Annotated in this window: 29 protein-coding genes; 19 read left to right on the forward strand and 10 right to left on the reverse strand. The window is 59.9% G+C overall.

The features are described 5' to 3' along the window. Positions 1-454: 454 nt before the first annotated feature. The 3 genes from QFZ54_RS03700 to QFZ54_RS03710 all read left to right on the forward strand — a co-directional run bounded on the left by QFZ54_RS03700 (position 455) and on the right by QFZ54_RS03710 (position 4,750). A complete protein-coding gene (locus QFZ54_RS03700; RefSeq protein WP_307084539.1) occupies positions 455-1,807 on the forward strand; it encodes an EAL domain-containing protein in 1,353 nt (450 codons plus the stop codon). Between the two features lie 5 nt (positions 1,808-1,812). Further along, positions 1,813-4,293, forward strand: coding sequence for an ATP-binding response regulator (locus QFZ54_RS03705; RefSeq protein WP_307084540.1), 2,481 nt, complete (start codon positions 1,813-1,815; stop codon positions 4,291-4,293). Positions 4,294-4,357: 64 nt separating this feature from the next. After that, complete coding sequence (locus QFZ54_RS03710; RefSeq protein ID WP_307084542.1) at positions 4,358-4,750, forward strand: response regulator; 393 nt, start codon at positions 4,358-4,360, stop codon at positions 4,748-4,750. On the opposite strand, the gene QFZ54_RS03715 is transcribed toward QFZ54_RS03710, so the two are convergent. Then, the gene (locus QFZ54_RS03715; RefSeq protein WP_307084543.1) at positions 4,747-5,616 is read right to left on the reverse strand and encodes a class I SAM-dependent methyltransferase; all 870 of its coding nucleotides are present in this window, start codon (positions 5,614-5,616) and stop codon (positions 4,747-4,749) included. The two genes, QFZ54_RS03710 and QFZ54_RS03715, sit on opposite strands and share 4 nt — an antisense overlap. Positions 5,617-5,681: 65 nt before the next feature. Between QFZ54_RS03715 and QFZ54_RS03720 the strand changes: the two genes are divergently transcribed. The 11 genes from QFZ54_RS03720 (at position 5,682) to QFZ54_RS03765 (ending at position 13,453) form a co-directional block, all read left to right on the forward strand. Continuing rightward, entirely contained in the window at positions 5,682-6,407 is a 726-nt protein-coding gene (locus tag QFZ54_RS03720; RefSeq protein WP_307084544.1) for a ComF family protein, read from the forward strand. Between the two features lie 32 nt (positions 6,408-6,439). After that, complete coding sequence (gene grxC, locus QFZ54_RS03725) at positions 6,440-6,694, forward strand: glutaredoxin 3 (RefSeq protein WP_128454613.1); 255 nt, start codon at positions 6,440-6,442, stop codon at positions 6,692-6,694. After that, positions 6,694-7,521 carry a carbon-nitrogen hydrolase family protein gene (locus tag QFZ54_RS03730; protein ID WP_307084547.1) on the forward strand — a complete coding sequence of 276 codons (828 nt, stop codon included), beginning with the start codon at positions 6,694-6,696 and terminating at the stop codon, positions 7,519-7,521. The genes grxC and QFZ54_RS03730 overlap by 1 nt, the downstream gene beginning before the upstream one ends. Further along, on the forward strand, positions 7,518-7,949 hold the full coding sequence (locus QFZ54_RS03735; protein ID WP_307084549.1) for a DUF1178 family protein: 432 nt from the start codon (positions 7,518-7,520) through the stop codon (positions 7,947-7,949). The genes QFZ54_RS03730 and QFZ54_RS03735 overlap by 4 nt, the downstream gene beginning before the upstream one ends. A 182-nt stretch (positions 7,950-8,131) precedes the next feature. Beyond that, the gene (locus QFZ54_RS03740; protein WP_307084551.1) at positions 8,132-9,319 is read left to right on the forward strand and encodes a tyrosine-type recombinase/integrase; all 1,188 of its coding nucleotides are present in this window, start codon (positions 8,132-8,134) and stop codon (positions 9,317-9,319) included. 125 nt (positions 9,320-9,444) lie between these two features. Continuing rightward, positions 9,445-9,672 (forward strand): helix-turn-helix transcriptional regulator, encoded by a 228-nt coding sequence (locus QFZ54_RS20335; RefSeq protein ID WP_162236740.1) that lies wholly within the window; start codon positions 9,445-9,447, stop codon positions 9,670-9,672. Continuing rightward, positions 9,669-10,262, forward strand: coding sequence for a hypothetical protein (locus QFZ54_RS03745; RefSeq protein WP_307084553.1), 594 nt, complete (start codon positions 9,669-9,671; stop codon positions 10,260-10,262). Before QFZ54_RS20335 ends, QFZ54_RS03745 begins: the two co-directional genes overlap by 4 nt. Beyond that, positions 10,259-10,495 (forward strand): hypothetical protein, encoded by a 237-nt coding sequence (locus QFZ54_RS03750; RefSeq protein ID WP_307084555.1) that lies wholly within the window; start codon positions 10,259-10,261, stop codon positions 10,493-10,495. The genes QFZ54_RS03745 and QFZ54_RS03750 overlap by 4 nt, the downstream gene beginning before the upstream one ends. An 11-nt stretch (positions 10,496-10,506) precedes the next feature. After that, complete coding sequence (locus QFZ54_RS03755; protein ID WP_307084557.1) at positions 10,507-10,788, forward strand: hypothetical protein; 282 nt, start codon at positions 10,507-10,509, stop codon at positions 10,786-10,788. 131 nt (positions 10,789-10,919) lie between these two features. Next, positions 10,920-12,569: a bifunctional DNA primase/polymerase gene (locus QFZ54_RS03760; RefSeq protein WP_307084559.1), complete on the forward strand. Its 1,650-nt coding sequence runs from the start codon at positions 10,920-10,922 to the stop codon at positions 12,567-12,569. Then, positions 12,479-13,453, forward strand: coding sequence for a virulence-associated E family protein (locus QFZ54_RS03765; RefSeq protein ID WP_307084561.1), 975 nt, complete (start codon positions 12,479-12,481; stop codon positions 13,451-13,453). The genes QFZ54_RS03760 and QFZ54_RS03765 overlap by 91 nt, the downstream gene beginning before the upstream one ends. Before the next feature lie 114 nt (positions 13,454-13,567). Here QFZ54_RS03765 and QFZ54_RS03770 read toward each other — a convergent pair whose 3' ends face one another. Genes QFZ54_RS03770 through QFZ54_RS03785 form a run of 4 tightly spaced genes read right to left on the reverse strand, consistent with a single transcriptional unit; the run spans position 13,568 to position 16,651 of the window. Beyond that, the gene (locus tag QFZ54_RS03770) at positions 13,568-14,170 is read right to left on the reverse strand and encodes a TIR domain-containing protein (RefSeq protein ID WP_307084562.1); all 603 of its coding nucleotides are present in this window, start codon (positions 14,168-14,170) and stop codon (positions 13,568-13,570) included. A gap of 40 nt (positions 14,171-14,210) precedes the next feature. Next, positions 14,211-14,690 (reverse strand): TIR domain-containing protein, encoded by a 480-nt coding sequence (locus QFZ54_RS03775; protein WP_307084565.1) that lies wholly within the window; start codon positions 14,688-14,690, stop codon positions 14,211-14,213. Between the two features lie 18 nt (positions 14,691-14,708). Next, entirely contained in the window at positions 14,709-15,212 is a 504-nt protein-coding gene (locus QFZ54_RS03780; RefSeq protein WP_307084567.1) for a toll/interleukin-1 receptor domain-containing protein, read from the reverse strand. Next, positions 15,209-16,651 carry an SIR2 family protein gene (locus QFZ54_RS03785; RefSeq protein WP_307084569.1) on the reverse strand — a complete coding sequence of 481 codons (1,443 nt, stop codon included), beginning with the start codon at positions 16,649-16,651 and terminating at the stop codon, positions 15,209-15,211. The genes QFZ54_RS03780 and QFZ54_RS03785 overlap by 4 nt, the downstream gene beginning before the upstream one ends. Before the next feature lie 936 nt (positions 16,652-17,587). Between QFZ54_RS03785 and QFZ54_RS03790 the strand changes: the two genes are divergently transcribed. Continuing rightward, the gene (locus tag QFZ54_RS03790) at positions 17,588-18,370 is read left to right on the forward strand and encodes a hypothetical protein (RefSeq protein WP_307084571.1); all 783 of its coding nucleotides are present in this window, start codon (positions 17,588-17,590) and stop codon (positions 18,368-18,370) included. 45 nt (positions 18,371-18,415) lie between these two features. Here QFZ54_RS03790 and QFZ54_RS03795 read toward each other — a convergent pair whose 3' ends face one another. Continuing rightward, positions 18,416-19,096 carry a hypothetical protein gene (locus QFZ54_RS03795; RefSeq protein ID WP_307084572.1) on the reverse strand — a complete coding sequence of 227 codons (681 nt, stop codon included), beginning with the start codon at positions 19,094-19,096 and terminating at the stop codon, positions 18,416-18,418. A gap of 643 nt (positions 19,097-19,739) precedes the next feature. Then, positions 19,740-19,868, reverse strand: coding sequence for a DUF6771 family protein (locus tag QFZ54_RS03800; protein ID WP_307084574.1), 129 nt, complete (start codon positions 19,866-19,868; stop codon positions 19,740-19,742). A gap of 120 nt (positions 19,869-19,988) precedes the next feature. On the opposite strand from QFZ54_RS03800, the gene QFZ54_RS03805 reads away from it, so the two are divergent. Next, entirely contained in the window at positions 19,989-20,573 is a 585-nt protein-coding gene (locus QFZ54_RS03805) for a hypothetical protein (RefSeq protein ID WP_307084576.1), read from the forward strand. Between the two features lie 82 nt (positions 20,574-20,655). On the opposite strand, the gene QFZ54_RS03810 is transcribed toward QFZ54_RS03805, so the two are convergent. Beyond that, positions 20,656-20,922, reverse strand: a complete 267-nt coding sequence (locus QFZ54_RS03810) for a hypothetical protein (protein ID WP_307084578.1) — start codon at positions 20,920-20,922, stop codon at positions 20,656-20,658. A gap of 177 nt (positions 20,923-21,099) precedes the next feature. Between QFZ54_RS03810 and QFZ54_RS03815 the strand changes: the two genes are divergently transcribed. Further along, positions 21,100-21,573, forward strand: a complete 474-nt coding sequence (locus tag QFZ54_RS03815) for a hypothetical protein (RefSeq protein WP_307084579.1) — start codon at positions 21,100-21,102, stop codon at positions 21,571-21,573. A 225-nt stretch (positions 21,574-21,798) separates the two neighbouring features. Here the strand turns inward: QFZ54_RS03815 and QFZ54_RS03820 are convergent, their stop codons facing one another. Together QFZ54_RS03820 and QFZ54_RS03825 are read right to left on the reverse strand one after the other, a co-directional pair. Next, positions 21,799-22,050, reverse strand: coding sequence for a hypothetical protein (locus QFZ54_RS03820; RefSeq protein WP_307084581.1), 252 nt, complete (start codon positions 22,048-22,050; stop codon positions 21,799-21,801). A gap of 259 nt (positions 22,051-22,309) precedes the next feature. Next, positions 22,310-23,110, reverse strand: coding sequence for a phage regulatory protein/antirepressor Ant (locus QFZ54_RS03825; RefSeq protein WP_307084583.1), 801 nt, complete (start codon positions 23,108-23,110; stop codon positions 22,310-22,312). 422 nt (positions 23,111-23,532) lie between these two features. Between QFZ54_RS03825 and QFZ54_RS03830 the strand changes: the two genes are divergently transcribed. Further along, entirely contained in the window at positions 23,533-23,829 is a 297-nt protein-coding gene (locus QFZ54_RS03830; protein ID WP_307084585.1) for a hypothetical protein, read from the forward strand. Then, entirely contained in the window at positions 23,829-24,014 is a 186-nt protein-coding gene (locus QFZ54_RS03835) for a hypothetical protein (protein ID WP_307084586.1), read from the forward strand. The genes QFZ54_RS03830 and QFZ54_RS03835 overlap by 1 nt, the downstream gene beginning before the upstream one ends. Positions 24,015-25,482 lie beyond the last annotated feature (1,468 nt).

Below are 25,482 nucleotides of genomic sequence, written 5' to 3' on the forward strand. Positions count from 1 at the left end.
CAGCAGGCGCCATGCCGTTCATCAGTACCCAGCGGTCTATTCGCAGGTCTGATTCGTTACGATATTTGTAGTCTCAAATCCTCAAGGCGCGCGCAGATCGAAGTCGCAACTACGCGCGAGGGTCCGCACCCATAGCGTCACGTAGGTGTAACATATCTTACTAAAGCCAAGCTTGAGTGTCGGCCCGAACACCGAAACCCGCCCTTATTCGACGTGCCACAGGCGTCCGGACCGACTTAGTCATTCACCAGGGGCGAATGTGTTCGCCATAGACGAGCGCGATAATGAAATTCAGCATGTTTTACTCCCTTATTGACACCCAATGGGTGCCGTTTCCGCATATATCTTAACGGGTCGTTAAACAATTAGATTTGTAAGTTGTTAACCATTTCTTGGCTGGCGAGCGGGATAGAGGGTTAAGGGTATATTTAGGCGTCCAGCCTATCCCGGTGGAATGAGGGACATTCCGGACGCGAATATCAAGGTGAGCCCAGCGGGGGCGGACACGCGACGGAACGATTTCGGACCTTCGGTCGAGCGCACGCGCGACGCCGTTTACCACGCGGCTCACGCGTCGTGGCGGTTCCTCATGCTTGCGGAGATCGCCAATTTTCCCGTGCTGCGACGCCATCTCGGCAAGCCGAGGGCGGACACGCTGATCGTCGACGTGACCGCGCGAATCGCCCAAGCGCTGCCCGGCGCGAGAATCATGGTCGCTGGCCGCGAGACTGTGGAAATCGCCTTCGAAAGCGAGGCGCGTCTGGTGCTCGACCTCGCCATCGCAGCCGTGGAAGCGGCATTCGAACAGCCGTTCGATATCGATGGCGAACCCTATGTCGTGCATATCCGGCTCGGCGCCGCGGCGGCGGCGGCACACCGCGACGAGGTTCTCCTGATCGAAGAGGCCGAGCATGCCTTGGGCGAAGCCCGCGCCGAACGAGTCGCGATCGCACGGGACGTAACCGGCAGTCCGGCTGCAATGGATCGTGCCGAGTTGTCGCTCGATCTTACGCGCGCGATCGAGCGGGAGGAATTGTTCCTCCAATACCAGCCGAAGGTCCACCTCCGTCGCCAGCAGGTGACGAGCGTCGAGGCGCTGGTCCGCTGGAACCATCCGACGCGCGGACTCGTGCTGCCCAATGATTTCATCCCGTTGGCCGAAGAATCCGAGGATATCGTCGCGCTGACGCTGTGGACGATCCGTCGTTCGATCGCCGATCAGAAGGTTCTCGCAGAGCAAGGCCACGACCTGCGGATCTTCATCAATATCGCGGGCGCACTTCTGGCGGACGCGCGCTTCGTCCGACGTGCGTGTGTGCTGGTCGAGTCTAGCGGCGCCCAACTCGGGTTCGAGATCACCGAGACGTCCGTCATCCGCGATCCTGACAGTGCGATCGCCAACCTCCAGGTCTTTGCCGATATCGGGATCGTCATCGCGATCGACGACTACGGGGCCGGGCTTTCGTCGCTGGCCTATCTCAAGCAATTGCCGGCGCGCGAGTTGAAGATCGACAAGCTGTTCGTCACGCAGCTCACCAGCTCGAATCGCGACCCGCTGATCGTCCGCTCGACGATCGATCTGGCGCACGCGCTGGAGATGGAGGTCGTTGCGGAAGGCGTCGAGAGCCAGGCCGCGATGGCCTTGCTGTCGGTAATGGGCTGCGACATGATTCAGGGGTTTCTCATCAGCCGGCCGATCAATCTCGATGCGCTGATCCATTTCCTCGATGACGGCAAATACCGGGAGATGGCAGCGGATATACGCGCGCCGTTCAATCGACTGGCGACCGTCTGGCAGCGAGGCTGATCGCGATGATGTATCGGTGGATCGTAGCGCTGGCTGCCGCGGCCTTGTCGCTTGCGGTGGCCTTCTCGTTGGTGTCCGCGCAGCCGGCCGACGTTCCGGTGCCCGACGTCGCGGTCGGCCGGTACGAGGCGACCGTTGCCGACGCCAATGCGACGATGCTGGTCGACCCGGCAAAGGCGTTGCCGAAGGCGGTCGTCGCCGAACGCTACGGCGCGCAGATCGCCAGCGAGCACGCGCGCGGCGTTGCGATCGCCACCGCGCAGTGGTTGCAAGGCGAGGCCCTTCTCCGCATCAACGACCCGGACAAGGCGGATCCGCTGATCCGGGGCGCGCTCGCGTCGGTGAAGCGCTATCAGCCGAGGTCGAAGCTTCACGCCGACCTGCTCATCTCGATGGGGTGGTTGGACAGCTATCAGGGTCATGTCGGCAGCGCGCTGATCGATTACCAATTGGCGTTTACCATCTATCGGAAACTCGGCGATCCCAGGGGGCAGTCGCGCGCGCTGGTCTTCATCGCCATGCTCTATACGCAGGCCAAGGAACCCCAGACCGCCGATCGCTATTATCAGCAGGCGCTCGATATCTATCAGGGCGACGTCAATATCGCGGTGTCGGTCTATAACAACCGCGCCTTGGTCCTTGCAGAGGATCATCAGTACAAGAAGGCAGCGGAACAGTTCAAACTGGCTCTCGACCTCGCCAAACAGCTCAACAGCCGAAACCTGCTCGAACTGATCTACATGAACATCGCGCGGGTGCAGTTGGAGCTCGGCAATCTGACGCTGGCGGACCGGGCGATCGCGAACGGGCGGGCGATGGCCGACCCTTCCGATCCCAGTCTTGCCGGACGTCTGACGGCGATCGCTGCGCAATTGGCGTTGCAACGTGGCGACCTGCCGCGGGCAAATCGGTTGATCGAAAGCGCACTCGTCGGGATCGATCCGAAGACGACGGGAATGCCGTACCGCGACTTCCACCAGACCGCGTACGACATCTTCGAGGCAACGGGCGATGCCGGGTCGGCACTGGTCCACCTCCAGGCGCTGAAGCGACTGGACGACGCCGGGACGAAGCTCGCCACCGATACGAAGACCGCGTTGATGGCGGCACGGTTCGATTTCGCGAACCAGGAACTGAAGATCAGCCAATTGAAGGCGAGCGAACTGCAGCGCGGCATCGCGTTCGAGCGCGCACAGGCGCGAACGCAGCGTCACATATTCTTCGGAGCGGGTGGGGCGGTCGCGGTCGTGATCGCGTTGCTGGCGATCGGGTTGGTCACTATCCGTCGCAGTCGGGACCAGGTCCGCGCCGCGAACGACGATCTCGCCATCACCAACAGCGCGCTGGGCAAGGCGCTCTCTGCCAAGACCGAGTTTCTCGCGACGACCAGCCATGAGATCCGAACCCCGTTGAACGGTATCCTCGGCATGACACAGGTGATGTTGGCGGATCCGAACCTGTCGGCGGACATACGCGATCGGCTGGGTGTCGTGCACGGTGCGGGAATAACGATGCGCGCGCTGGTCAACGACATCCTCGACGTCGCCAAGATGGAGACGGGCAACCTCACGATCGAGACCGCTCCGTTCGACGTCTGCGCCACCGTGACCGACGCCGCGCGGATGTGGGAGGAACAGGCGCGCGCGAAGGGCTTGTCGTTTACGGTCACGCTCAATGGCTGCCCCTCGATGATCATGGGCGACGCCGCACGGGTACGCCAGATCGTGTTCAACCTGCTGTCCAACGCTTTAAAGTTCACCAAGGCCGGGCACGTCGCGCTGAACATCGAGGTCGGCGACGACGATCGATTGCGCGTTGCCGTCAGCGATTCAGGGATCGGCATTCCGGCGGACAAGATCGAGGATATCTTCGAATCGTTCAAACAGGCGGATCCCGGAACGACGCGCCAGTTTGGCGGGACCGGGCTCGGGTTGTCGATCTGTCGCAATCTCGCGCGCGCGATGGGTGGCGACGTGTCCGTCAGCAGCGTCGTGGGGCAGGGCGCGACCTTTACGCTGGTTCTGCCGGTGGTCCGGGCCGACACGGCCGTGGTCGATGCCGTCGAAACGGATACGCGACCGATCACGCTGGTCGTCGATCGCAACCCGATCACGCGCAGCATGTTCAGGACGTTGATGGCGCCACACGGCGGACCCGTCGTTTTCGCGGCAACGGTCGACGACGCCGTCGATCACCTAGGCAACGGCAATGTCGATCGAATCCTGATCGACGACGCGACAATTCGTGGCGACGGCAAAGCGCTAGCCGGCTTGTCGAGGATCGCAGACGCGGCCCGTGTCTCGGGTGCCGAGACGACACTGTTATGGCCGGTCTCGGCCGAAGCCGAGCTTACCGAACTGCTGCAGACGGGGATCACGCGCGTGATCGCGAAACCGGTCACCGGCAGCACGCTGGTTGCAGCCATGTTCGGCGGATCGGTTTCGGAAAACAACGCAAAAGTGGACCTTGTATCGCATGCGGCATGAGGCGTAGAGGCCGCGTCATGACTGCAATGTATCTTCCGCCGATCGACATTCCGCGGAGGCGTCGGTGAACGTTTTGTTCATCGAAGACGACCGGATGAACCGCCGCGTCGTCAGAGATATGCTCGATGTCGCAGGCGTCGCGATGGTCGAGGCGGAAAGCGCGGAACGCGGCCTCGAAATCATCGACGAGCAGGATTTCGCGATCATACTCGTCGACCTGCGGATGCCGGGCATGGACGGCATCACTGCGATCGAACACATCCGCGCGCGTGGCGATGCAAAGGCGAGGACCCCGATCATCGTCGTCACCGCCGATATCGCGCCGGACCTGCGCGAACGCTGCCTCGGTGCCGGCGCCGACGAGGTCATCTTCAAGCCGGTCGCGATGGATTCACTGTTCGACGCGATGGGCATGATCCTGGCCCGCGGTGCCCAGGGCGAAGGGCTGATCGCCTAGACCTTGCCGTGATCGCCGCGTCCGAGCGCGGCGCCCAGCGATGCGGTCGCACTACCGCGCCTTGCCGGTTTCGGCTGCGAGGGGTCGGGCGACCAGCCTGTCAGGAACACGATCTGGAACGTCTCGTGGGTGCGGCCGCGATCGTCCGCCGAATCCGCGAACGCAGCGATCGTCCGACCGACCGTGCCCGACGCCAGCGGCTGGCGCTGCGCGAGTATGTTGCTGGCCGCCATCCCGCGCAGGTCGCCGAACAGTCGGCCTAGATCGCGGTACCCTACGTCCAGCGTTTCGACGTCCGCGACGGGCAAGGCGAACCCCGCGCGCATGAGGAGGTCGCCCGCGGATCGCACGTCGATCTGCGGGTGAAGCCGCGCGGCGGGGCGCTCGCTCTCCGCCGTCCGCAATGCACCACGCAGGGCGGGCAGGCTTCCCGCGCCGACGAACGCGCCGAGGAACAGGCCATCGGGGCGTAACACGCGGCGGATGAGGGACAGTGCACCGGGCAGGTCGTTCACCTGATCGAGTACGCCTGCGCTCACCACCAGGTCGAACGACGCGTCGGCGAAGGGAAGGCGGTCCTCGTCGGCCTGCACGCCGTTCGACGTGGCGGCGAAGGTGAAGCCGGCATCGCAGCGTGCCACCCGCGCACCTGGTGGCGCGACGAGCGCACCGTCGAAACAGCCAAGATCGAGGATATCGGTAAAGTCCCGCGTCACCGCATCGAGCCGTTCGGCAATCCCGTCGAGCATCGTCGCCCGCACGAAATCATGCTCGGCATAGCGCGGCGCGGCACGGTCCCGGCGGGCGCGGCGCGCGGAGCGGTCGAAGATCTCGGGGGCGGAATTTTCTGAAACGATATCGGACACGTCTTCGCTTGTGCCGCGGTCGCGTGCCCCCGACAAGGGGCAGGGCTGCGGCACGAGGGGGCTGGATGAGCATGTTCGCCCCGTTTCGCTATGTGGCGGGGCTCGCGTTGCCACCGCGCTGTGCCGGGTGCGGCGTACCGGTTGCCGAAGATCATCGGTTCTGTGGTGTGTGTTGGACCAGCATGCGATTTCTCGGACCGCCGTGGTGCGCCGGGTGCAATCTTCCCTTCGCGTTCGACCGCGGGGAAGGCGTTCTGTGTGCGGCGTGCCTCGCCGAACCGCCGCGCCACGCCGGCGTTCGCGCCGCAGTCGCCTATGGACCGGTTGCGCGAGATCTTGCGCTAAGACTGAAATACGGCGGGCGGATCGCGTTCGCGGACACGATGGCGCGCCAGATGAGGCGGCTATTGCCCGCCGATGTCGATCTGCTGGTGCCGGTTCCGTTGCACCGCTGGCGGATATGGACGCGCGGTTTCAATCAGGCCGCACTGATCGCCGACGCGATCGCCAAGTCGTCAGGCGTGGCGCACGATCGCGACGTTCTCGTCCGTCCGCGGCGGACCATCGTATTGCGCGGACTCGGGGGTCGCCAGCGTGCCAAGGCCGTCTCGGGCGCCTTCGCGGTATCGGCTGCCGACCGGGTACGCGGGCGGGCGATCGCGCTGGTCGACGACATCTACACGAGCGGTGCCACCGCCGACGCGTGTACCCGGGTGCTGTTGAAGGCAGGTGCGCGGTCGGTCACGATCCTGTGCTGGGCGCGTGTCCTTTCGTCGGCTGCCGACGATTGACAAGTTCGGACCGAGACCACATTTCCCGGGCTATGGCTAAAGTCGAAATCTACACCAAGGCGTTCTGTCCGTATTGCACGCGCGCGCTGAAGCTCCTCGCATCGAAGGGGGTCGAGCCCGAGCAGTTCGACGTCACGATGGGTGGTCCGAAAAAGGCCGAGATGGTCGAGCGGTCGGGCGGCCGCATGACGATGCCGCAGGTCTTCATCGACGGTAAGCATATCGGCGGATCGGACGATCTCGCCGCACTCGACGCCAAGGGTGGTCTCGACCCGCTGCTCGCCTGATGGCGAAGATCGGCGTCCTCCAGATGACGAGCGGGATCGATCCCGCCGTCAACGCGGCGACGCTGGTAAGCGCGATAGCCGAGGCCGCCGGAGCAGGCGTGTCGATGCTGTTCACGCCCGAAATGTCGGGGCTGATCGACCGCGACCGCTCGCGCGCGGCGGCCTCGATCGTTGCCGAAGCGGATGACCCGGTATTGGCCGCTGTTCGCGGCGCGGCGGCAGAAGGCGGCCTATGGGTGCATCTCGGCTCGCTCGCGGTCCGGCGCCCGGACGGCAAGTTCGCCAATCGTGGGTTCGTGATCGACCCGATGGGCGCCGTTCGCGCGCGCTACGACAAACTTCACCTGTTCGATGTCGACCTTCCTAGCGGCGAAAGCTGGCGCGAATCTTCGGCCTATGTCGGTGGCGACACGGCCGTCGTGATCGACACGCCGGCGGGAAAGCTAGGCACGTCGATCTGCTACGACCTTCGGTTCACTGACCTCTACCGTGCGCTGAGCGACGCCGGCGCGACGATCCTGTCGGTGCCGGCAGCATTTACCCAGCCGACCGGCGCCGCGCACTGGCATGTCCTATTGCGCGCACGGGCGATCGAGGCCGGGGCGTTCGTCGTGGCAGCGGCGCAGACCGGTGTTCATGCGGACGGACGCGAGACCTATGGCCATTCGCTGGTCGTCGATCCCTGGGGAGACGTCCTGCTCGACATGGGCGAGGCCGCGGGACTGGCGTTCGCGAAGATCGATCTAGCCCGCGTCGACCAGGTTCGCTCGCGTATTCCGGTAATAGCGCACCGTCGGACGATCCCGCCCGTATCGACCGTCGCGTGATCGTCTTCGATCTCCGCTGCGGCGGTGGGCATGTGTTCGAAGCCTGGTTCGGCTCCAGTGACGCCTATGAAAGCCAGCGATCGGCCGGACACGTCCGCTGTCCGATCTGCGACGACGGTGCCGTTACCAAGGCGGTGATGGCACCGGCAATCTCGGCCAAGAGCAACAGCAGGCCGCCGCCACCGACTCCGGAGGCAGTGAAGGCCGCGATGAAGATGCTTGCCACCCAGCAGGCCAAGGCACTGGAAACGTCGGAATGGGTCGGCACGACGTTTGCCGACCGCGCCCGCGCGATGCACCTCGGTGATGAGAAACAGGCGACGATCCACGGACAAGCCAGTCTCGCCGAAGCCAGGGCGTTGGTCGAAGACGGCGTCCCCGTCGCGCCGCTTCTCCTACCGGTCGTTCCGCCGGGGAAAGCCAACTAGGCACCGCGCTTTTGGCGGAAGAGGTGTCCGTCGAACTGATCGTATGACACCGTATATCTACGGCGAATTGCACCCAGCTACTGCCTTGATTGTGCAGGATCTTCCCGAGCGCTTCGTATTATATAGATCGGCCACGGTGTGCTAAAGAGGCTCTCGAATCAGGGCAGAGAATCGGGGCACAGGTGGCTAAAACGAACGCACTCACAGCGTTAGCCGTGCGGAACGCGAAGAATAACAGCCGGATCGCCGATGGGGGTGGCCTGTATCTGTCGACGACTAACGGCGGAAAGCGCTGGACGTTCATCTATCGATGGGACGGCAAGCGGAGAGAGATGGGGTTGGGGTCTGCCGCTACGGTAAAGCTAGCGGACGCGCGGACCCTAGCTAGCGCCGCTCGCGACCATCTCGCTGCCGGAATCGATCCCGTTGCAGGCCGCGAAGCTGCGCGCACATCGCCAACCATTCCGAAATCAGTAACGTTCGCCAGCTATGCGGAGGATTACATCGCGTCCGTTGAGCATGGGTGGCGGAATGAGAAACACCGGCAGCAATGGCGGAGCAGCCTAAAAACCCATGCCGCCAGTCTGTCAGACTTAGATCTCAATGCGATCACGACAGATCACGTTTTAGACGTGCTTCGTCCGATCTGGTCCGACAAGCCAGAAACCGCTGGTCGCGTTCGTGGCCGGATCGAAAAGATTTTGAACGCGGCGAAGGCCCGTGGGCTACGAAGCCGTGACGCCGCAAACCCTGCGCAATGGCGCGGTCATTTGGATATCCTGCTGCCCCTCAGGTCCAAACTGAAACGCGGACATCATCGCGCGCTCCCCTACTCGGAGATGCCGTCATTCATGCAGATGCTTGACGGCCGTCCTGCGATGGCAGCCAAGGCACTGACGTTTTTGATTCATTGCGCGTCCCGTTCGGGCGAAGTCCTCGGAGCTCGCTGGGAAGAGATTGAGGGTAGCTTATGGACCGTACCGGCTGACCGCATGAAAGGTGGCCGGCCGCATACGGTGCCGCTCTCAATCGCAGCTCAGCAACTGATCTCCGGAATGGAGCGTGGGGGACCCACCGACTTTATTTTTCATGGTGGGGAGCCGGACCGTCCAATGTCGAACATGTCCATGGCCATGTTGTTGCGACGAATGAAAGTGAACGTCACCGTCCACGGTTTTAGATCGACATTCAAAGACTGGGCGTCCGACGAAACTAGCTACCCTGACGAGCTATCGGAGGAATCACTGGCACACGTGATTGGGTCTGCTGTTAGACGTGCATACCGCCGTGGTGAGGCTCTCGATCGACGTCGCAAGTTGATGAATGAATGGTCTGACTACATTCTGCAATTCAACCCAAAGTTGAAATAGAAGACGGGGCTGGCGAATGCACAATCAACTTGCCCCACCCCTGCGAAGCCTTGCCCACGGATATTAGGTTGAACAAGGCCGGTGGTGTATGTCTCCGAATCGGAAACCCGAGTCGGAGAGTTGTCATGACCACTACTGTTCAACCATGGAAAGATATTGAACCGCGAGGTCCGTACTTGCGACCCGCTCAAGCCGCCGCGTTCTGTGGCATTTCGAAGCCCACCCTATATGAAATGGTAAGGGCAGGGACCTTCCCGGCTCCTGTTCGCGTGCATCCTCAGGGTAAAGCCACCGTCATTCCGCAGCCGTGGTTGGAAGCCGTATTGTCGGCACGCATGAGAGCTGCAGCATGACCCCGCAGGAGCGGCTGCAGAACCTGCAGGCCAAGAAAGCCACGGCTAAGACCCAGAACGACGCCCACGCCTTAGCCCGCGCGGCAGATGACGCAGCGCGGATGGTCAACGTGGAAGCCGACGTGCTGGGCCTACCGCGCCTCCACGAACAAATGCCAGACGCGAAACGTGCCGAGTTGATCGAAGCGCAGGCAGCCTGCGTCCGGATCATGGAGTTCGTGGACAAGCAGCTACCGGGCGCCCTGCAGGATGTAGAGCATGCCCAAGCCGAACGGCGGCGGGCGCAAGGCCAACACGTCCGGTCGGAGGTAGTGCCGCCGTTGCTCGCTACGGCCCAGGAAGCCGGCGCGCTGTTTGGTCGGGCACTCGCGAGTCTCGCCGCTGCTGAAGACTATGCACTTCGCTTACACAGCCGCCAGGCCACGGCATACGTAGAAGGCAACGCGTCCATGCTTTGCGCCGCCATGAGTAAAACCGCGGGGCAGAATATCTTCTGTGACACCGGCCCCGGACGAGGCGCTTGGGATTGGGCAGGCTACTCAGAAACTACCGCCCGGATCGAAGAAGAGATTCAGGAGATCGAAGCATGACTCAACCAGTCAAGAGCGACGCGGCTACGCTGCTAGCGCTGGGCAGCCAGATGGGCCTGCAGGGCTTCGAAGGCACGCCCGCGAAGGCGGCAAGTGAACCAGATACGCAACCAACGGCGACCCCGAAACCTACGGCTGCGGCGAATAGCGACCACGCCGACGCCTCGACCGTCATGGCGCTCGCGAAGTCTGCGCGCCTGCAGTGCGTTTCCGACGACGCAGGTGCCCTGTGAGGCCGCGCCGCATGATCCCATGGCCACTGTGGCAGCAGCGTCGGATTGCCGAACTGCAAGCAGAAGGCATGCCGCCGGAAGTCGCCCAGTGCATCGGCAAGGCCGAAACGGTCAATCGGCAGCGCATTAGCCGCTGTATCGGCTGGCGAAGGGCTCGGGCGGCCGAGTTGGACTGCGTGGTCACCGGCGAGACGGTCAAGTTCGTGATCATCGGTGGCCTCGCGGGGCTAACTGCTGCGCAGCGAAAGCGCCTCTTTGCCTTGCCGAACTTGTCGCCGATTATCACGCCGTAAGGCTTCGTCGACCCTTAAAAACAGAAAGCCGGAGCGAGGATCAATCCGCTCCGGCTTCCCTGGATTCTGCGAACCCGTCCACACGGAGATACATAGCAGATTCTGGGCCTGACACAAGGCTTAGTTGAATTATGGCTACCTCGCCCAAGCATTTTACTGTTGTTCGTCACCCTTCATTTCTATCACAGGCTACTGCCCTCCGAGACGCTGGGTTTGCCGTCCACTGGTTAAAGGAAAAAACGAAAGAACCCGCAGCAGGTAGGGGTTGGCCAGAGCTACCTGTTGCCACTGTCGACCAGTTGAAATCTACGTACCGAGACGGACTGAACGTCGGCCTGCGGACTGGTGAACCGTCACATGTTGCCGGCATGTACGCCCATGTCTTCGACGTCGACATTCGGTTCCCCGATCTTGCTGACGAAGCGTGGGAAGAGTTCGACCGAATGTTTCCGGGCATTCGTGACACACTACCGTGCGTCGTGTCCGGGTCAGGCGGTGCGTCGCGTCACCTCCATTTCCTTACCGACAAGCCGTTCTACGGGCGCAAGTTGGCCGTGTCCGAAACTAAGCACCGCACGGCCAACGGTGGATGGACGTACGACTGGGAAATCGATCTCTTCGGAACTGGGCGCCAGGTAGCCTTACCACCGTCGATCCATCCGAACACTGGAATCGCCTACCGCTGGGAGCACGAATACGATCTGGATGGATTGGAGTTCGGTGGCGGTCCTGTCATCGACGCTGAGGCGATCGAAGAATTGGGCGTCGCATCGACCGGGGCGTTCGATTTCGAGGCGTGTCCTCCCAAGACATTCAAGCCTGGGCAGATGGAAAACGAGCTCGACGCCCTTTCGCTAGCTATCCTGGACGATCGCGCCAAATGGGTGATGATCGGCCAAGCACTGCATCATCAGTTCGGCGGGGCGCAGGAAGGCTTCGACCTGTGGATGCGCTACTCAGCCAAGTCCGAAAGCCATCTGAAAGATAGCAGTCTGCGTGCCGAACTGAGCCGGTATCGGGGGTTTGGCCGCAATCGTCGGCAGCCCGTCACGATGGCAACGATCCGCAGATGGTATTTGGAGGAGCGGGATGCGGCCAACCTGGCGCTTGCGATAGCTGAACTTGATGATCTCGACGACGTCAGCATGCCCGTTGAAGCGACGCCCACTTCAAACACGGAGGGCGGCGAGTTTGATGAGCTGCTTACAGCCGAGCCCGTCGCCATTACGGGCGCGTCGGACGACGCCGTGTTCGACATCGGACTGACCGATCCGGCGCTGGATTGGAAATCTCTTCTGGCGGTCAGCGAGAAGGGCAGCATCGAGTCTAACCTGCACAACCTCCACCTCATTCTCGATAACGATAAGCGAACCGCAGGCGTTATAGCTTTCAACGAGTTCAGTCAGGAGAATGTGCAGCGCGGCGTGCCAGGCATCCGTTCGCCGAACCGAAAGAATCAGGCAAAACCGTTCGTCCAACTTGGCGGCTCGATTTGGACATTGCGCGATCGCGCGAACGGTGACTTTTGGAGCGAAGCCAAAGATGATTCCTTACGCAGATTGATCGAGGCGCCCAAAACCCAGGGTGGGTACGGCATCAGAGTTTCCGACCGGGATTTGCGCTCGGCAATCAATGTCGTCGCCCAGAAGAACTGCTTCCACCCCGTGCGGGAGTACCTATCCGCGCAAGCTTGGAGGACGGCACGCCGCGGGTCGAGCGACTGTTCATCGACTACCTGGGCGCACCCGACGATGCCTATGGCCGTGACACCGCCCGGCTAATGATGACCGCGGGCGTTGCTCGAATATTCGAGCCCGGTTGCAAGTGGGACTATGTCGTGATCCTGCAGGGCCTGCAGGGGAGGCGCAAATCCACCTTCATCAGCACACTGGCAAAGAACTGGGCCGCTGAGCTCGAGGGAGACATGACAGACACCCGCGCCATGGTCGAGGCGATGCAGAAGGCGTGGATACTTGAAATCCCGGAACTGGCCGGTTTTACCCGCGCCGACGTCCGACACATCAAGGGGTTCGTCAGCCGGCAGACGGACAAAGTCCGCCTTGCGTATGCTAAAAGGGCGCAGGAATATCAGCGCCAATCGATATTTTGCGGCTCAACCAACGACTTCAAATTTCTGAAAGACGATACCGGCAACCGTCGTTTCTGGCCCATCGGCTGCCACGTCGAGACGATCGATATTGATCGGCTGCGAGCTGAAGTCGACCAGCTTTGGGCCGAAGCCGTCGTACTCTACCGCGGCATGCGTGCCGCGCAGCCATTAGGCGACTTGCCACTCTATCTAACTGGCGCGGCTGCACAGGCGATCGCGGTTCAGCATCAAGAGTCAGCTCAGGTTGAGAGCGCGGATGAAGGGCAGGCAGGTCAGATTGGTGCATGGCTGGATACGCCCATTACCAGTGGCAGTGTTGACGACGACCGAGACGCTGACGGCAAAGCTATCGTTCGGAACGAGACATGTTTGCTTGAGATCTGGGTCGTCTGCCTGAAGAAGGACCGCGGGCTCTACAATCAGCAGGCCGCGCAGATGCTCGGCCGCGCTATGCGGCTGGTGCCAGGGTGGAAGGTTGAGCCGAAGGCTCGGCGGTATAATCGAGAATACGGGCTGCAGCGTGTGATTGTCCGCGACGTGGAGACGTCCGGGTAATTCGCCGGACAAATCCCCGCATATTTCCGCACAGCCGCGCTGAAGATCTAATGAGGTGAAAAGAGCGGCAAGGTACGCGCAACAGTCCGCGCTACAGCAGCGAATACCGGCCTTTCACCTCCCTGCTAGTATCGCGGCTGCCTCAATCCACGATCCGATCAGCGTCCGTCCGTTATCGTCAGCGAAGTCGTGCACGGAGCAATGCGTCGAGAGCGCGACTACCTTATTGTCGGGCGGGGCGGCGAACCAGAGACCGCCCTGGGCCACCGAGTCCGTGTGATCCAGATAGCGAACCCACTTCCCATCTTTCCACTCGGCGAAGTGGATGCCCTGATCTGTCCGGTAGAGGCCCATGGCGTCGAGCGGGTTGGAACCCTTGACGCTGGTCCCCTTGTCCATGTCCCGTACCCCGTGGATGTTCACCGTCAGCAGGCCATTCCCTTTCAGCACGCTTTGCGCGATCTCGTAGCGGACCCAGCGGCGCTCCCACGTATTGGTGCCGGCGAGCACGCAAGTCACGGACGTGTTCGCAAGTTCTTTCGTTAAAAAGCCCTTGAGTGCCTGAACTCCGTTGAGCTTGGACTCCTCGAAAGCGCTGCCATCGAAGAAGCCGCGGCTTCTCTCTTCCGCGGGCCTTACAACCCAGCTGTTGCGCACATTCCAAGCTCGCCGACAGTCGGGTTCGTAGTGGAACGAGAAAAACGTTCGGCGCGCCATCAACGTTTACTCAGCCGTCGGTCTTGCCGCTTGCCGATGATCACTTGCGCGCCTTAATCGCGGCGTCGACCCAGTCATCAAGGTTCTTTTTGATGTAGTCGTAAACGTTAGTGCTGGTCGAGTACGGCGTGTCGTGGACGACGCCAGCCACTGCCTTCCCGTCGACAGTAAGGCCCGCAAAAGGATCGCCACCGATTTTGCTCTGCTTTTCGTCGGCGTCCTTTAGGCCGTGGATACGCACGCCCACAACGCCCATTCCGTCCTTCCATGCCTTCTTGATCTCGTACTTTACCCACGGGCGCCCGGCTGTCTTTTCGCCGACAAGTACAACCAAGCACTTTTTGCCCGCCATGTGTTTGTCGATCCACTCCTCGATTGCTTTGTCACCCTTTTTCTTGATCGACTCCCAATCGTTTGCGGCCAACAATGGCTGCTCTTCGATCACGCCCATGTTACGCACCTGCGACACCCGCCAGTTGTCGGCCTTGTAGTGGAAGCTGAGAAAGCATTTTTTGGCCATATCGTCGGTTCCTTGATGTCAAAGGTTACGGAGGTACACGCCGGCATTGGAGGGGCTGTACGCAGCGAGCAGTCCGTCAGTGGAGCGATCGATTCTGCGGTAAAGGCCGAGGTACTCGCTGCCGTAGGTGAATTGACCGTCCGTTGTCGGGATTACGAGGATGCGGTCGATTGGCTTCCTGCCGTCGGCATAGCCGATCTCCCAAGGACACCAGCGCGAGCTCATGGAGTTGGTGGTTGCAAGGAATAGGAACCAGTTGGTCGCGACGATCCGCTCCTTGATGCGCGACGCCGTTGTGGCGTCCGGTATCGCAGGCATACTCGCGTCCGCCCAGTCTACGTACACGTTCCAACCGCTGGACCGGAGCGTTTCAACGGTGCCGATGACCAGTTCTCGGTCAGCATGGCTATGGCACAGGAAAGCTGTTTGCTGCCCAGTGCGCGTCGCTTCGCTCGCAGACCGCGCAATTTGAGTTGTCTGCCGCGTGGCCGCCGACCTGAGATCGCTCTGCCGCAACGTCATCGCTGGCCGGCCTTCAGCGTCGAGACGAGTTCCACAATCGGCTGGACCAGAGACTGCAAATCGTTGGTTGGCGCAGAGAGCTTCGTGAGAGCGGCGATGCCGTTGTCATCGAGCAACGGCAACATGTCTGCGGGCGACGCCAGGGCTTCCGCGGCCAACGTTGCTGCCATAGAGCCTGTTGCGCCGATGGGGATTGTCACCGAACCAAGCTCCCGAGCAATCAGAAACTCACTGCGGACTCCATCTGCCGTCACGACCGACCCGCCGACCTCCTTATTCCCGAACAGAAAGAGTGAGACCCCTGCTTGGCCGATGATGCTGCGTCGATAAGCCTCCCACATTGCCTTTCGATCTGCTTCCGGGATCGCCTGCGGAAACGGACGTGCGACGATAAGGTCCTCAATGTGTCCCAATCGTCGCCGGATTACCTCCTCTACAGCTCCAGTGAAGAGTGCGTTTCCTACGCCAAGTCCAAGTCCGGTCGCGATACGCATGCCCGATCTGGCCAATGCCGAGCCAAGCGATCGCATGAATTGTGTCACGTGTTCCTCTCCCCAGGGAGCAAAGTCCGCCGCGCTAGCGGAAACGAACACGGTGCGACGCCGATATCTCCTCACGAGTTCCTCTAGGATCTCGGTCACCTCGTCGTACTCATCGACCAGTACTGCTTTGACGTTGTAGCGCTCGAGGTCCGTCAACACGAGCTGTTGGCGAACGCGTGCGTGCTCGTAGGTGGCGTCGTCGTCCTCGGTCGACCGTTTGCGATTGCGAAAGATAGCGTAGTGACGCCGCTGGTCTTGCTTAAAGGTTAGCCGGATCCGGGACAGGACCTGCTCAAGGTTGGGATCTGTAAAACTGAATCCGAGGAATAGAAAGGTCTTGGATACAAGGTCGCCAGCAAGGGCGTTGATAAACGGCCCACGCGTCGCGGTGTAGGACTCATAGTCGTCACGCGTTGCCACCGCTTGATTGGGATGCTCGACGTCCCCGTGCATCTTGTAAACGATGGCATCTCGCCGCGGCGCCGTCACCGCCAGCTGGGGCACCGTGTATTTGACGTCAACGATCTTGCCAGCCTCGCGGAGCGCCGTCTCGATGAGCTTGTCATAATTGGTAGTCCACCAAGTTGTGATGGGCAGTTGCGCAAGTAGCCGATGGTTCGGCGTCGGCGCCGCGTCGCTAGAGAAGGCCTCAACAACTGCCCGATGGAGGCGCGCGCGGTTCATACCGTTGGCGTTTACGTGGAACTGGGCGACCGCGACCATATCTGACTCGCGCATGATGTCGAGGTCGATTTCGTTCGCGAGAGGCCGTAGCAGCTCGCGCCAATCCACGAAGCCGGCTGGCACTGATAGACCGGCTCCGGCAAAAATCCCGGCGTCGCCGGTCTCAATGTCACGGAAATAGTCGTCGATGAATCGAATAACCTGCGGTTTCAAGTCCTACCCCTTTTAACCTGACTATCCGGTCACGATCCACGCCGCCATTCCGAAAACATCGGATATGGTTCCATTGGCGGCAGGGCGTTAGTGTTCTCCCTTGAGCATCAATAATTGTCGGGACGTGATCACCAAATAAGGCGTTCGGACACCACCAAATGCTCTGCTTTCTAAACCACAGATAAATAGTGAAAAGGCATGGCTTTCTCACTCCCACACGGGATTACGGCCTGTTTTCCGCAAAATCCTACCAACCTGTAACGGCAAAAACCGCAGAAATCCGCCAATGTTACAGGTGTTACATGTTACAGGTCGCCGGCCATAGTCTGTCGCGTCACGGCTCCCACGGAATGCCACCGACGGTCTTAGTCGCGGTCGTATCTCACCCCATCAACCACCACTGCCTATTAGACTCCTGTAACACCTGTAACGCTGTAACAATGGCGGTTTTCTGCGAGTTTTCGCGTTACAGGTCATGTTACAGGCCTCGACCCTGTAACAGCATACGGGTCTAGCCTGCGAATTTCCGCATATTGTCCAGAAGCTGGTTTGGAATCGGTTGGAAACAGGGACTCCGCGTCCCGCGCGAACGGCCACGGACGCTGGATAGTACCTTGAGCGGATTGCATGTGTCCGTGCACGTCCGTGGGCGTTCCAAGCGTGACAGAGGTCAAGGGCGCGTCGATACGGTTCCAGTTCGCTTGGCGTTGTGATGCCAGTGGGCCCACTGCCTAGAGCGCTGACCTGTCGTCATGCTTTGGGAAGGCGCCCAGCAGGATAACGAACTCGGACGCAGTCAGAGCGTCACCGCTGCAGTCAACGGGATCGTGTGCTAGCTGCGCCGCTCGGGTGAGCGGCTCTAATGATCTGGATCACGGTTTCAGTTTGCGCTTCAGTCGCGCTAAGCGAATCGCTGGATCGTGGCGGGATGATACGATGAGTGGAGAGATACCAAAGCGTGACTTCCTCGACCGATTGCCAGTATTTTTGGCTGCGATCACTGTCACCTACTACGTCATTACGTTTGCAATCGAAGTAGGCTTTTTTTGGACTGTCGGTTCGCCGTACTTTGCCTCCTTCAGCGTAACCGACCACGTAATGCACGCGGCTTCGTACGCGCTAACGACAGTCGGAGTCTTGGCGCTTATAGTTTTGGTCGCATCTGCCCCATACATGTTCGCGTCACCGGCATTTCTACATAATTTACAAGTTGAGGTTCCTAGCACGCCCGCTACTTGGAAAGAGCGAGCGATCGGCTTCCTATGGCAATTCCCAGGACTTCTAATCTTTTTGTGGTTTTTATATTTTACAGCATTGAGGCTAAGTGAGATAGGAGCTCGACCAACCACGTTGTTTGCATTCTTCTTGATGCTCACCGGCACAACATGGTGGTCTGCTCAACTGTTTAATATCCCACGCCGTGCATACATGTTCCTTTCGTTTATGACGGCGTTGATTTTGCCATTTGCGCTCGGGGACAACAGCTTTCAGACTGAGTTCGATGGCCCACGGGGCAGCACGCTCGTGACAATCGGCGGCCATCGCTATTCAGCAAGGCCGATCATCATTGGAAACGATAAGGCAATCTACAGATCTGGGAACTTTTTATACCTCGTGACACTCGATGGTGACACGATGGTCAAGATCCTCCCGCAAGACCGTGGCTGGGATATCATCGGTGGTCGGTCAATCCCGCCAAGCCAAACCAGTCGTAAGTAAGCTTTGCGAGTTATTTTAGCCTCCGCCGCCAAATTCTTAGATAACTTAATCAAAGTTTAACAACGGCAGTCGCCTACAGTCGTTCAACTCGACCCCCAAACTGTCAACCTTTACTATACGGCCGTCAATCCGAATCCGGTCATCTATCGAGAGCTGCCGCAGTTCCTCTCCGTAATCCTTGAAGTAACAGTATATCGATTTAATTATTCCGAGCCTTAAAAAGATTGCTAGCTCCGAAGGGAGCTCACTAACCTGAACAATTTCTCCCTCAACGATCATTCTTCGACCCAGATATGGACTGAGTGCAGCGTTGGCTTGTAGAATAGTCTTTCCTGAGATTGCTGCCATCGCAACATCGGGCGTAAACTGCTCGGAAACATATAGATCTGGCTCAGGTACTGTATCGCCACTCGGTAAGGATATTGCACTATCTCCGGACTCGGGTATTGCATCGGGTTTGAACGCGCTCTGGGCGTCATCCTCTCGTCGTTGGGCGTGGGACCTTGTACTTGCCTCCATTGCAATCACCGCGTCCGCATTTCTCTGACCTAGAAGCTTTTCTTGAGCCTCGATTATACTCTTCGAGTTCGCCAAGCGGGTTGAGTATGCCCATTCAAACGCTTTCCAGATAGCAAAGGTCACAAAAGCGAGAGCGGCAAAGAAGATCCACGGCGAGGCGCTGATTGCCGCAAAGGCAGCACTCAAACTTTTCGATAAGTCGTCCATATGACTCAGATACCTAGCGCGAGTAAAAGGGGCATATGCCCCTGTCTTCGGACGATGTCGAACACGTGCCTCCCCAAAACGGCTCCGTATTGCGATGGTGTCGCAAACCACCCAAGTAGAATGTAGATGACAGCGGTATCGCGTTGATATCATGAACCAACCACATCGATTGCGATAAGAGACGGTATTGCATGGTCGAAGTATGACGACCAAATTCTCTCCACGCCTCCGCCTGCGTCAGCGACATTCTCCCATGTGGTATTTACGCCAGTACCGATCCCACCGCACAGCAGCACCAGAAGCAATCGCCGCACACGACAGAGACCGACCGTCCGGCAACGCGCATCGGGCAACAACGCGGCTGTAGCTCTTACCAGTCGCCTCACATCGCAACGTCTTCCGCAGCACCAGACGTTCGACGATCTGCCGGCTGCGTTTGGCAGCCGCGTTGTCACAGCGATAGTTTACCCGCCGCGGGTCTGCCGCGCGACAAGGCGACGCGCTTTCGAAGTCCGGCGCCTGGACGCCGGCAATCCGAACCTTGACGCCGCTCGAGCACCATAGCGGTCCGTCGCCGTCGTGTACGCGGGTCACCGTGCATGAGAACGTCGGCGCAGGTACGAAGGCGATCATCATCGAGACATCACCACGGCAACGGGATCTGCGCACCGTCAGCGTTTACCGGCTGAAAAAGACCACCGTACACGCGCTGCGCGACTTCCAACTGGGCGGCCGCCCGCAACCGTTCATCCGGCGCGGTGAGGCCGATCAACGCCCACGCCGCAATCGAGCAGGAGGGTAGCTCACCGCATGATCATCGACACCCTCATTCCATGATGAATATGTACGCGAAAGCGGTTGCCAGAGCGCCTTATTGGCTCATCATTAGGCAATGATCGACGCAACCAAACCGCAAGCCTGGCACCAGTTGGCCCAAGATCTAGGCATGATCGCGATAGGATGGAATAACATCGAGACTGACGCTCGCAGCATGCTATTAGCTCTGGGCGGCGATGGAATTGGCCTAATGGCCTGCGCTGCGATGCTCGGCAACATTCCCCTGATCAACGCGCTTCGAGCCACTAGCAAGTTGGTCAGCAGCTTCGAGACGGAAATCGACCGGTTCTCGGAATGTATGGACCGGCTCCGATCTTATCGAAATCATTATATTCATGGGGTTCATGCTACCCATGATGGGGAGAATGACGACGCCTACGTCACGATCGTCGGTTCAGAAACCTCGCATGGTAAATACACCATCACGAACGAAGTTGTGACTAGAGAGCAGCTGGCCTACCCGCTCAGACATATCATGCGGCTACAGTACTACGCGGGTGCTTTATCGCGGCATGTGCACGCGAAGCATGGAAGCTCCCTGCCAGTGGGTCCGCCATTGCATCCGCTGCCGCCTTTACCCGAAATACCTGCAAAGCTCGTTCGCAAACGGATGACTGTCGACGAATTTCTCTCGGCCTAATTCGCGGCCGTCAACTCGGGTCAGCCTAATGCGCTGACCCGACCTCGACCAGAAGGTAGGGGCTAGCGCCTGCGTCAACAATTTAGTTTCGCCCCGCGCTCTTTCGCGCGTTTGACATACGTTCGACGTTGCTCGCGTTGGCGGCGTCGATCGCAGTCCACTCCTCCTTCGAGTGACAGGTCCGAGTGGGGAACATGGAACCCGTCTTGTCTTCGCTCCGGCAGACCGGCTTGGGCGGCTTGGATTTAGCTGCCGGCGCGGTTGCATCTGCTGGCACGGGTGGTGCGGCAGTTTGCGTAGCGCCCGCGCTCGATGCCATGATCAATGTTGCCGCAATCAAAACCTTCATAATGCGAATCCTCATATTGCGTTGGTCAACGATACTGACGTTAACGGCCCAAGCAAGCGCAGTAATTAGGCGCCGAATTCCAGCCCTTCTTCGTCTGGATAAGGCACGTGAGATCGTACAAGTGAGGGTTCGCGAATATGACCTGACAGGGCGAACGGGTCGCCGTAGACGTTGAGCATGCCCCACCTGCGAATAGCCGCTCTACTTGTCGTCTGCTCCATCATCGTTCAGGCATGCGACCGCATTCCGACGACCCCGACTGCGACGAAGGCGGCTGAACAAGACCCAATCGTGCAGGATTTGGACCGCTTGGAGGCTGGCGTTCGTATCGCGGCCGCAAACAAACGCATCGACGATCTCGAACACAAAGTTGGCGAGCTGGAGTCTACCCCCGAAAAGCTAGACCTCGATCTTCTAACCAGTCGGGTTACCGCGCTTGAGGTCAAGGCAAACGGCGCAGCGCTGGCCTCCGACATGCTGCTGCCCAAAGAGAAGCCTAGCCTTTCCACATCCACGGGGGCTGAGCCGCAAGCCAGAAAAAACACGCGGCAAACACCAAAGCGCACCTCAGTCCTGAATTTGCCAGAGTTGGAGAGCAGGCCTCGTCTAGCCACACCTGCTGAGGCGAAGGCGTTCGCGCCAGGAAAATGAATTTATAAGTCCCACTCAGGCCGTTCTTTGTCAGGGTGGAACGCGTGAGTCAGGCCGCGACAGGCCAACTCACAAAAAAGGGCGACCGAAGCCGCCCGAGGGTTTGCTGCCGAAAGGGGGCTAACGACATGCAAGAACTAGGTTACGTTAGCTGTCCTATTATTGCAACCGGCTCCGCGCTGCGAATTTGGCCGAGGGCCGGTGTGACAGCGCCCGCATAGAAGCTTAGTTGCTATCCGAATTGTCATCGTCGTCGATAGCAAGGTACAAACCGCCGCCGACCGCTACGGCCGCAAGGGCGATAACGATAAGGCCGCCGCCCGCGAGCTCGCTCTTCTTTGCGGTCGGTGTGCTGGCACGGGCGGCCTTCGAAACCGACAGAGTGGTTGCAGGGGCGACCGGCGCAGCGTTGGCGGCGACAGGTGCGGCGATCAGGGCAAGGACAGCCGAGGACACTGCGAGAGTTTTGTTGAACATTTTCGTCTCCGATGGTTGCGATGCAATTCGTCATGGCTCGATTACGAGCGACTATTTACGAAATCGTGAAGGAACGGGAGGCGTCGCGCCGCCGCGCCTAGCCACGTGGGGCGGTCTGAGATGATGCCGCGAATCCTTCGGCGTCCGTATTATCATCGGTACCCTCAATCCCAACCTCAGGAGCGAGAAACGATGACGAAACCGTTTCGAAGGCGTCAGATAGCGAAAGGGCGGCCCGGTTAGGGACCGCCCTGACGTGTTAGGCTGCGAGTTTGACGGGTGGCGTGAACTCTTGAGCCAGCCGCGTTAGCCCTTTCGGCGTTATGCGTGCCTGGGTGATGATCTTCTCTGAGCCGTCGGAGCGATGCACTGTGGTCGTCTTGTGCTCCATCAACCCCTGCTGAAGCTTCGGCGCATATGCAATGTCGCCGCGTCCGCCGTGCGGCTGATAGATCCAGCCATGCGCACGAAGGAAATCGAACAGGGACTTCGGCCGGACCTGTAAGCTCTTCGCGGCATCCGTGATGCAGAGACTGCCCTCGGCACTAGCGATCCGGTCGAACGCCTCGAGCTTCGGCGCCGCAGCGGCCAACTCCTGCGCTAGCTTCATGCGCTCCTCGACGTTATCCAGCAGCAGCGCTCGCAACGTGCTGGGGTCGTTCAGGGCAAGAATCGGAGCGGAAGCCTGTTGCTGGGCTTCAAGCTCCTGCCACCGATCGATGATCGCCGCGCGCATCGCCAGGTTGTAATCGCTAACGAGGATCAGACTTTCACGCTTTGGCAGCGTGAAGCATGGCCGGCTTCCGCCATTGGCGGCTTGATAGATGCCGCCAAATTTGGGGAGGTTCGGCTCGCCGTGAAGCTCAAGCAGCATTGTGCGAATGTCCCGCATAACGTGGTCGTGCCGCTTGTCGCAAAGCTCGGCAATCTCGCGGCTCGACATGGTGGGCTGCCGCCCATCAGGTTCAAGGTGCGCCTTGACGAGCATCTGCTTGTCGAGGTCGGCCATATCTTCGGGTTTCAGGAAGATGTCGTTCGGTGTATCGGTTGATTCGGGCATGTTGAATATGCCTTTCTCTGGTGTAGCGAGCGGCTGTTTCGGCCTCCGCCCTTCGCCGGGGGAGAGCGACCGGAAGGGTTATGCTTCCTAGGGCCTGTGCCCTTCCGGTCGTCCACGGCGCTGGAGAACCCTGCACCGATTACCATCGCGGAAACCGCGTGGCGTAAACTGATAAAGCCGTCGGCACTTTCGGCCGAAAGCCGTTACCAAACATGATGTACCGAATAACAAAGGTTCGGAGCAAGCACCCCGACCCTTCAACGTAGCGGGGAACATATTCCGAACATTCGGCACGGCGACTGTCAAGCCGCGCGCGCCATGCGAGACCTGTTGGCGCTGTATGGTGCGACGGGTTGAGCAGATGGCGATCGGGGGTAGCAGATAGTTTGCCCGAATCGGTCGACCGCGCATAGGCTCCCAATATGTCCGAGCCCCTCAGCGCTTCACCCCTCTTGGCCGAGTTGCGGCGCCTCTTCAGTGCGCAGGACTCGATAGCGCTCATGCCGACCCCGATGCTGGACATGTCGGTTGGATCTATGGGTGTGGACCCAATGTCTGCTTCCGCAATCGTCGAAATGCAGAATCAAATTGGCGCGCTGGTCGCCAAGGCGACGGATCAGGACCTCATCAAGGCTTACCACGAAACCGATGAGGAACCCGGCAGCCTGGATGCTGAAGCGGTGCTTGCCGAGATTGAGCGGCGTAACCTCAAGATATAATGACCGAGCGTGAGGCATGGTTGAAGGCCGGCGAGATCCTTGCTGAGCACGGAGATCCGACGGTCGAATACACCATCGCGCACTTGGGTTACCTTCTTGATGACGACGCTGGCATTCAAGATTGGCGCCGGGACGCCGCTGCCGTGGACGCGATCACTGGTGATCCGGACACGACCTTACATTGAGAACGTAGCGGGAACATTCTAAACCGACACGGTTGACGAGTCGGAGTTCTGATACCGTGTCCAAGCGTAACCGAACGACGTTCATCGCCTTAGTCGTCCTTGATGATGCGATCAGGAAGCTGCAGTCCGGTGGACCGCTGAAACCGCCCGAGCACGGCGTCCGCCTGGCGCTGGCATATCTATACTCGGCCTGCCTGTCGAAGAACCGCGAACCGTTCGATATGCTGTGGCTAACCCTTGTCGGACGCGATCGCCAACCACCCGACTTCCGGGTGACTTGGGCGGGCACTCAGTTCGCTCGAATATGCCAAGACCTCGGGGTGACGCAGGACATAGATCTCAGCGCGGCGATCGCGCGAGTGCGTGCAGGGAAGGTTGATGTGGGCTAGCTTCCGACAGTTTCGTCATTCGCCGGGGTCGCGTCTTCGGACTGCTCCGACGCAGCCATCTGCGCGGCTGCCACACGCCGCTTCTGTAGCAGGCGATCGTCTTCCGCCTTGTGCAGGCGTTTTAACCGTCGCGCTGTCGTTGCGAGCGTCAAACATAAGACGACGGACAGTCCGAACCATCCCGCGAGAACAATCAGAACGGTCCTTCTCCTGCCCATTAACCTTGTCTTTGGCATAGGTCGAACGCAGCTACGTGCGGGGAGGGCGGGCGGATGCAAGCCTCTGAGTTTACTGATATATCTGGTTAATGCAGGCGGGTGGCGTCACACCTGTTCGCATGATGCTGCCCGAGCGGCAGGTAAAAAAATGGCCGGGGTTACCCGGCCGAAGTTGAATAGGAGATGCCTAACGGCGAGTTCTTATTGACCCGATTAATAAGACAAATCAATTGGATTATGTCCGCCAGCCCGTTGCGCAGGGGAATTAATTCCACCCTCCAGCGACCAGCGCAGCGTAGAACGACATAGCGTACCCGGCGACCTTCTCCGCGCGACCGAACCCGTTGATGATGTGACGCACAGAGGTGAACTGGACGGTTTCGACTGCCCCTTCACGGGCAGATAGATCAATAAGCGCTTCCCGGTATCACTGCGATGATGCCGCTGCGGAGCAGAGCCAGAAGATCGTTGAGCGGCTTGTGCTGCGCCAGACGTTGCGATGTGAGGCAACCGACCGTCTGGTGGGATCGATACCGTCTAAAGTATCGCATGGGTGGGAGCCGGTCGCGACATGCACGGCAGTTTGATGATGGAGCGCGCTACGTCATATCGGAGGCGCTGCACTTCGCCGCGAAATAGCATGACGGCAGCGAGCACCGACGCCATGCTATTGATCGTTAAATTAGAAACGGACGCCCATTGCGTACACGTCGCGGTGCAATCTCGTGGCTATTTACTGAAATCAGTGAGCGACACTTGGAATACTCCGGGGGTGCGGTTTCGCTTCCCCATGCGTCGCTCTACTGCCGCTCTGAGGGCCGACGTCGCGGAAGCCGGCGTTCTATTTGCTTCGATCCAGCG

This window comes from Sphingomonas faeni (genome assembly GCF_030817315.1).
In the GTDB taxonomy this organism is placed as follows: domain Bacteria; phylum Pseudomonadota; class Alphaproteobacteria; order Sphingomonadales; family Sphingomonadaceae; genus Sphingomonas; species Sphingomonas faeni_C.

What these genes read in the sequence shown, in the direction of transcription:
- QFZ54_RS03700 (WP_307084539.1), top strand. Translation starts at nt 455, where the DNA reads ATGAGGGACATTCCGGACGCGAATATCAAGGTGAGCCCAGCGGGGGCG.
- QFZ54_RS03705 (WP_307084540.1), top strand. Translation starts at nt 1,813, where the DNA reads ATGATGTATCGGTGGATCGTAGCGCTGGCTGCCGCGGCCTTGTCGCTT.
- QFZ54_RS03720 (WP_307084544.1), top strand. Translation starts at nt 5,682, where the DNA reads ATGAGCATGTTCGCCCCGTTTCGCTATGTGGCGGGGCTCGCGTTGCCA.
- grxC (WP_128454613.1), top strand. Translation starts at nt 6,440, where the DNA reads ATGGCTAAAGTCGAAATCTACACCAAGGCGTTCTGTCCGTATTGCACG.
- QFZ54_RS03730 (WP_307084547.1), top strand. Translation starts at nt 6,694, where the DNA reads ATGGCGAAGATCGGCGTCCTCCAGATGACGAGCGGGATCGATCCCGCC.
- QFZ54_RS20335 (WP_162236740.1), top strand. Translation starts at nt 9,445, where the DNA reads ATGACCACTACTGTTCAACCATGGAAAGATATTGAACCGCGAGGTCCG.
- QFZ54_RS03745 (WP_307084553.1), top strand. Translation starts at nt 9,669, where the DNA reads ATGACCCCGCAGGAGCGGCTGCAGAACCTGCAGGCCAAGAAAGCCACG.
- QFZ54_RS03750 (WP_307084555.1), top strand. Translation starts at nt 10,259, where the DNA reads ATGACTCAACCAGTCAAGAGCGACGCGGCTACGCTGCTAGCGCTGGGC.
- QFZ54_RS03755 (WP_307084557.1), top strand. Translation starts at nt 10,507, where the DNA reads ATGATCCCATGGCCACTGTGGCAGCAGCGTCGGATTGCCGAACTGCAA.
- QFZ54_RS03760 (WP_307084559.1), top strand. Translation starts at nt 10,920, where the DNA reads ATGGCTACCTCGCCCAAGCATTTTACTGTTGTTCGTCACCCTTCATTT.
- QFZ54_RS03770 (WP_307084562.1), bottom strand. Translation starts at nt 14,170, where the DNA reads ATGGCGCGCCGAACGTTTTTCTCGTTCCACTACGAACCCGACTGTCGG.
- QFZ54_RS03775 (WP_307084565.1), bottom strand. Translation starts at nt 14,690, where the DNA reads ATGGCCAAAAAATGCTTTCTCAGCTTCCACTACAAGGCCGACAACTGG.
- QFZ54_RS03780 (WP_307084567.1), bottom strand. Translation starts at nt 15,212, where the DNA reads ATGACGTTGCGGCAGAGCGATCTCAGGTCGGCGGCCACGCGGCAGACA.
- QFZ54_RS03790 (WP_307084571.1), top strand. Translation starts at nt 17,588, where the DNA reads ATGAGTGGAGAGATACCAAAGCGTGACTTCCTCGACCGATTGCCAGTA.
- QFZ54_RS03795 (WP_307084572.1), bottom strand. Translation starts at nt 19,096, where the DNA reads ATGGACGACTTATCGAAAAGTTTGAGTGCTGCCTTTGCGGCAATCAGC.
- QFZ54_RS03805 (WP_307084576.1), top strand. Translation starts at nt 19,989, where the DNA reads ATGATCGACGCAACCAAACCGCAAGCCTGGCACCAGTTGGCCCAAGAT.
- QFZ54_RS03810 (WP_307084578.1), bottom strand. Translation starts at nt 20,922, where the DNA reads ATGAAGGTTTTGATTGCGGCAACATTGATCATGGCATCGAGCGCGGGC.
- QFZ54_RS03815 (WP_307084579.1), top strand. Translation starts at nt 21,100, where the DNA reads ATGCCCCACCTGCGAATAGCCGCTCTACTTGTCGTCTGCTCCATCATC.
- QFZ54_RS03820 (WP_307084581.1), bottom strand. Translation starts at nt 22,050, where the DNA reads ATGTTCAACAAAACTCTCGCAGTGTCCTCGGCTGTCCTTGCCCTGATC.
- QFZ54_RS03825 (WP_307084583.1), bottom strand. Translation starts at nt 23,110, where the DNA reads ATGCCCGAATCAACCGATACACCGAACGACATCTTCCTGAAACCCGAA.
- QFZ54_RS03830 (WP_307084585.1), top strand. Translation starts at nt 23,533, where the DNA reads ATGTCCGAGCCCCTCAGCGCTTCACCCCTCTTGGCCGAGTTGCGGCGC.
- QFZ54_RS03835 (WP_307084586.1), top strand. Translation starts at nt 23,829, where the DNA reads ATGACCGAGCGTGAGGCATGGTTGAAGGCCGGCGAGATCCTTGCTGAG.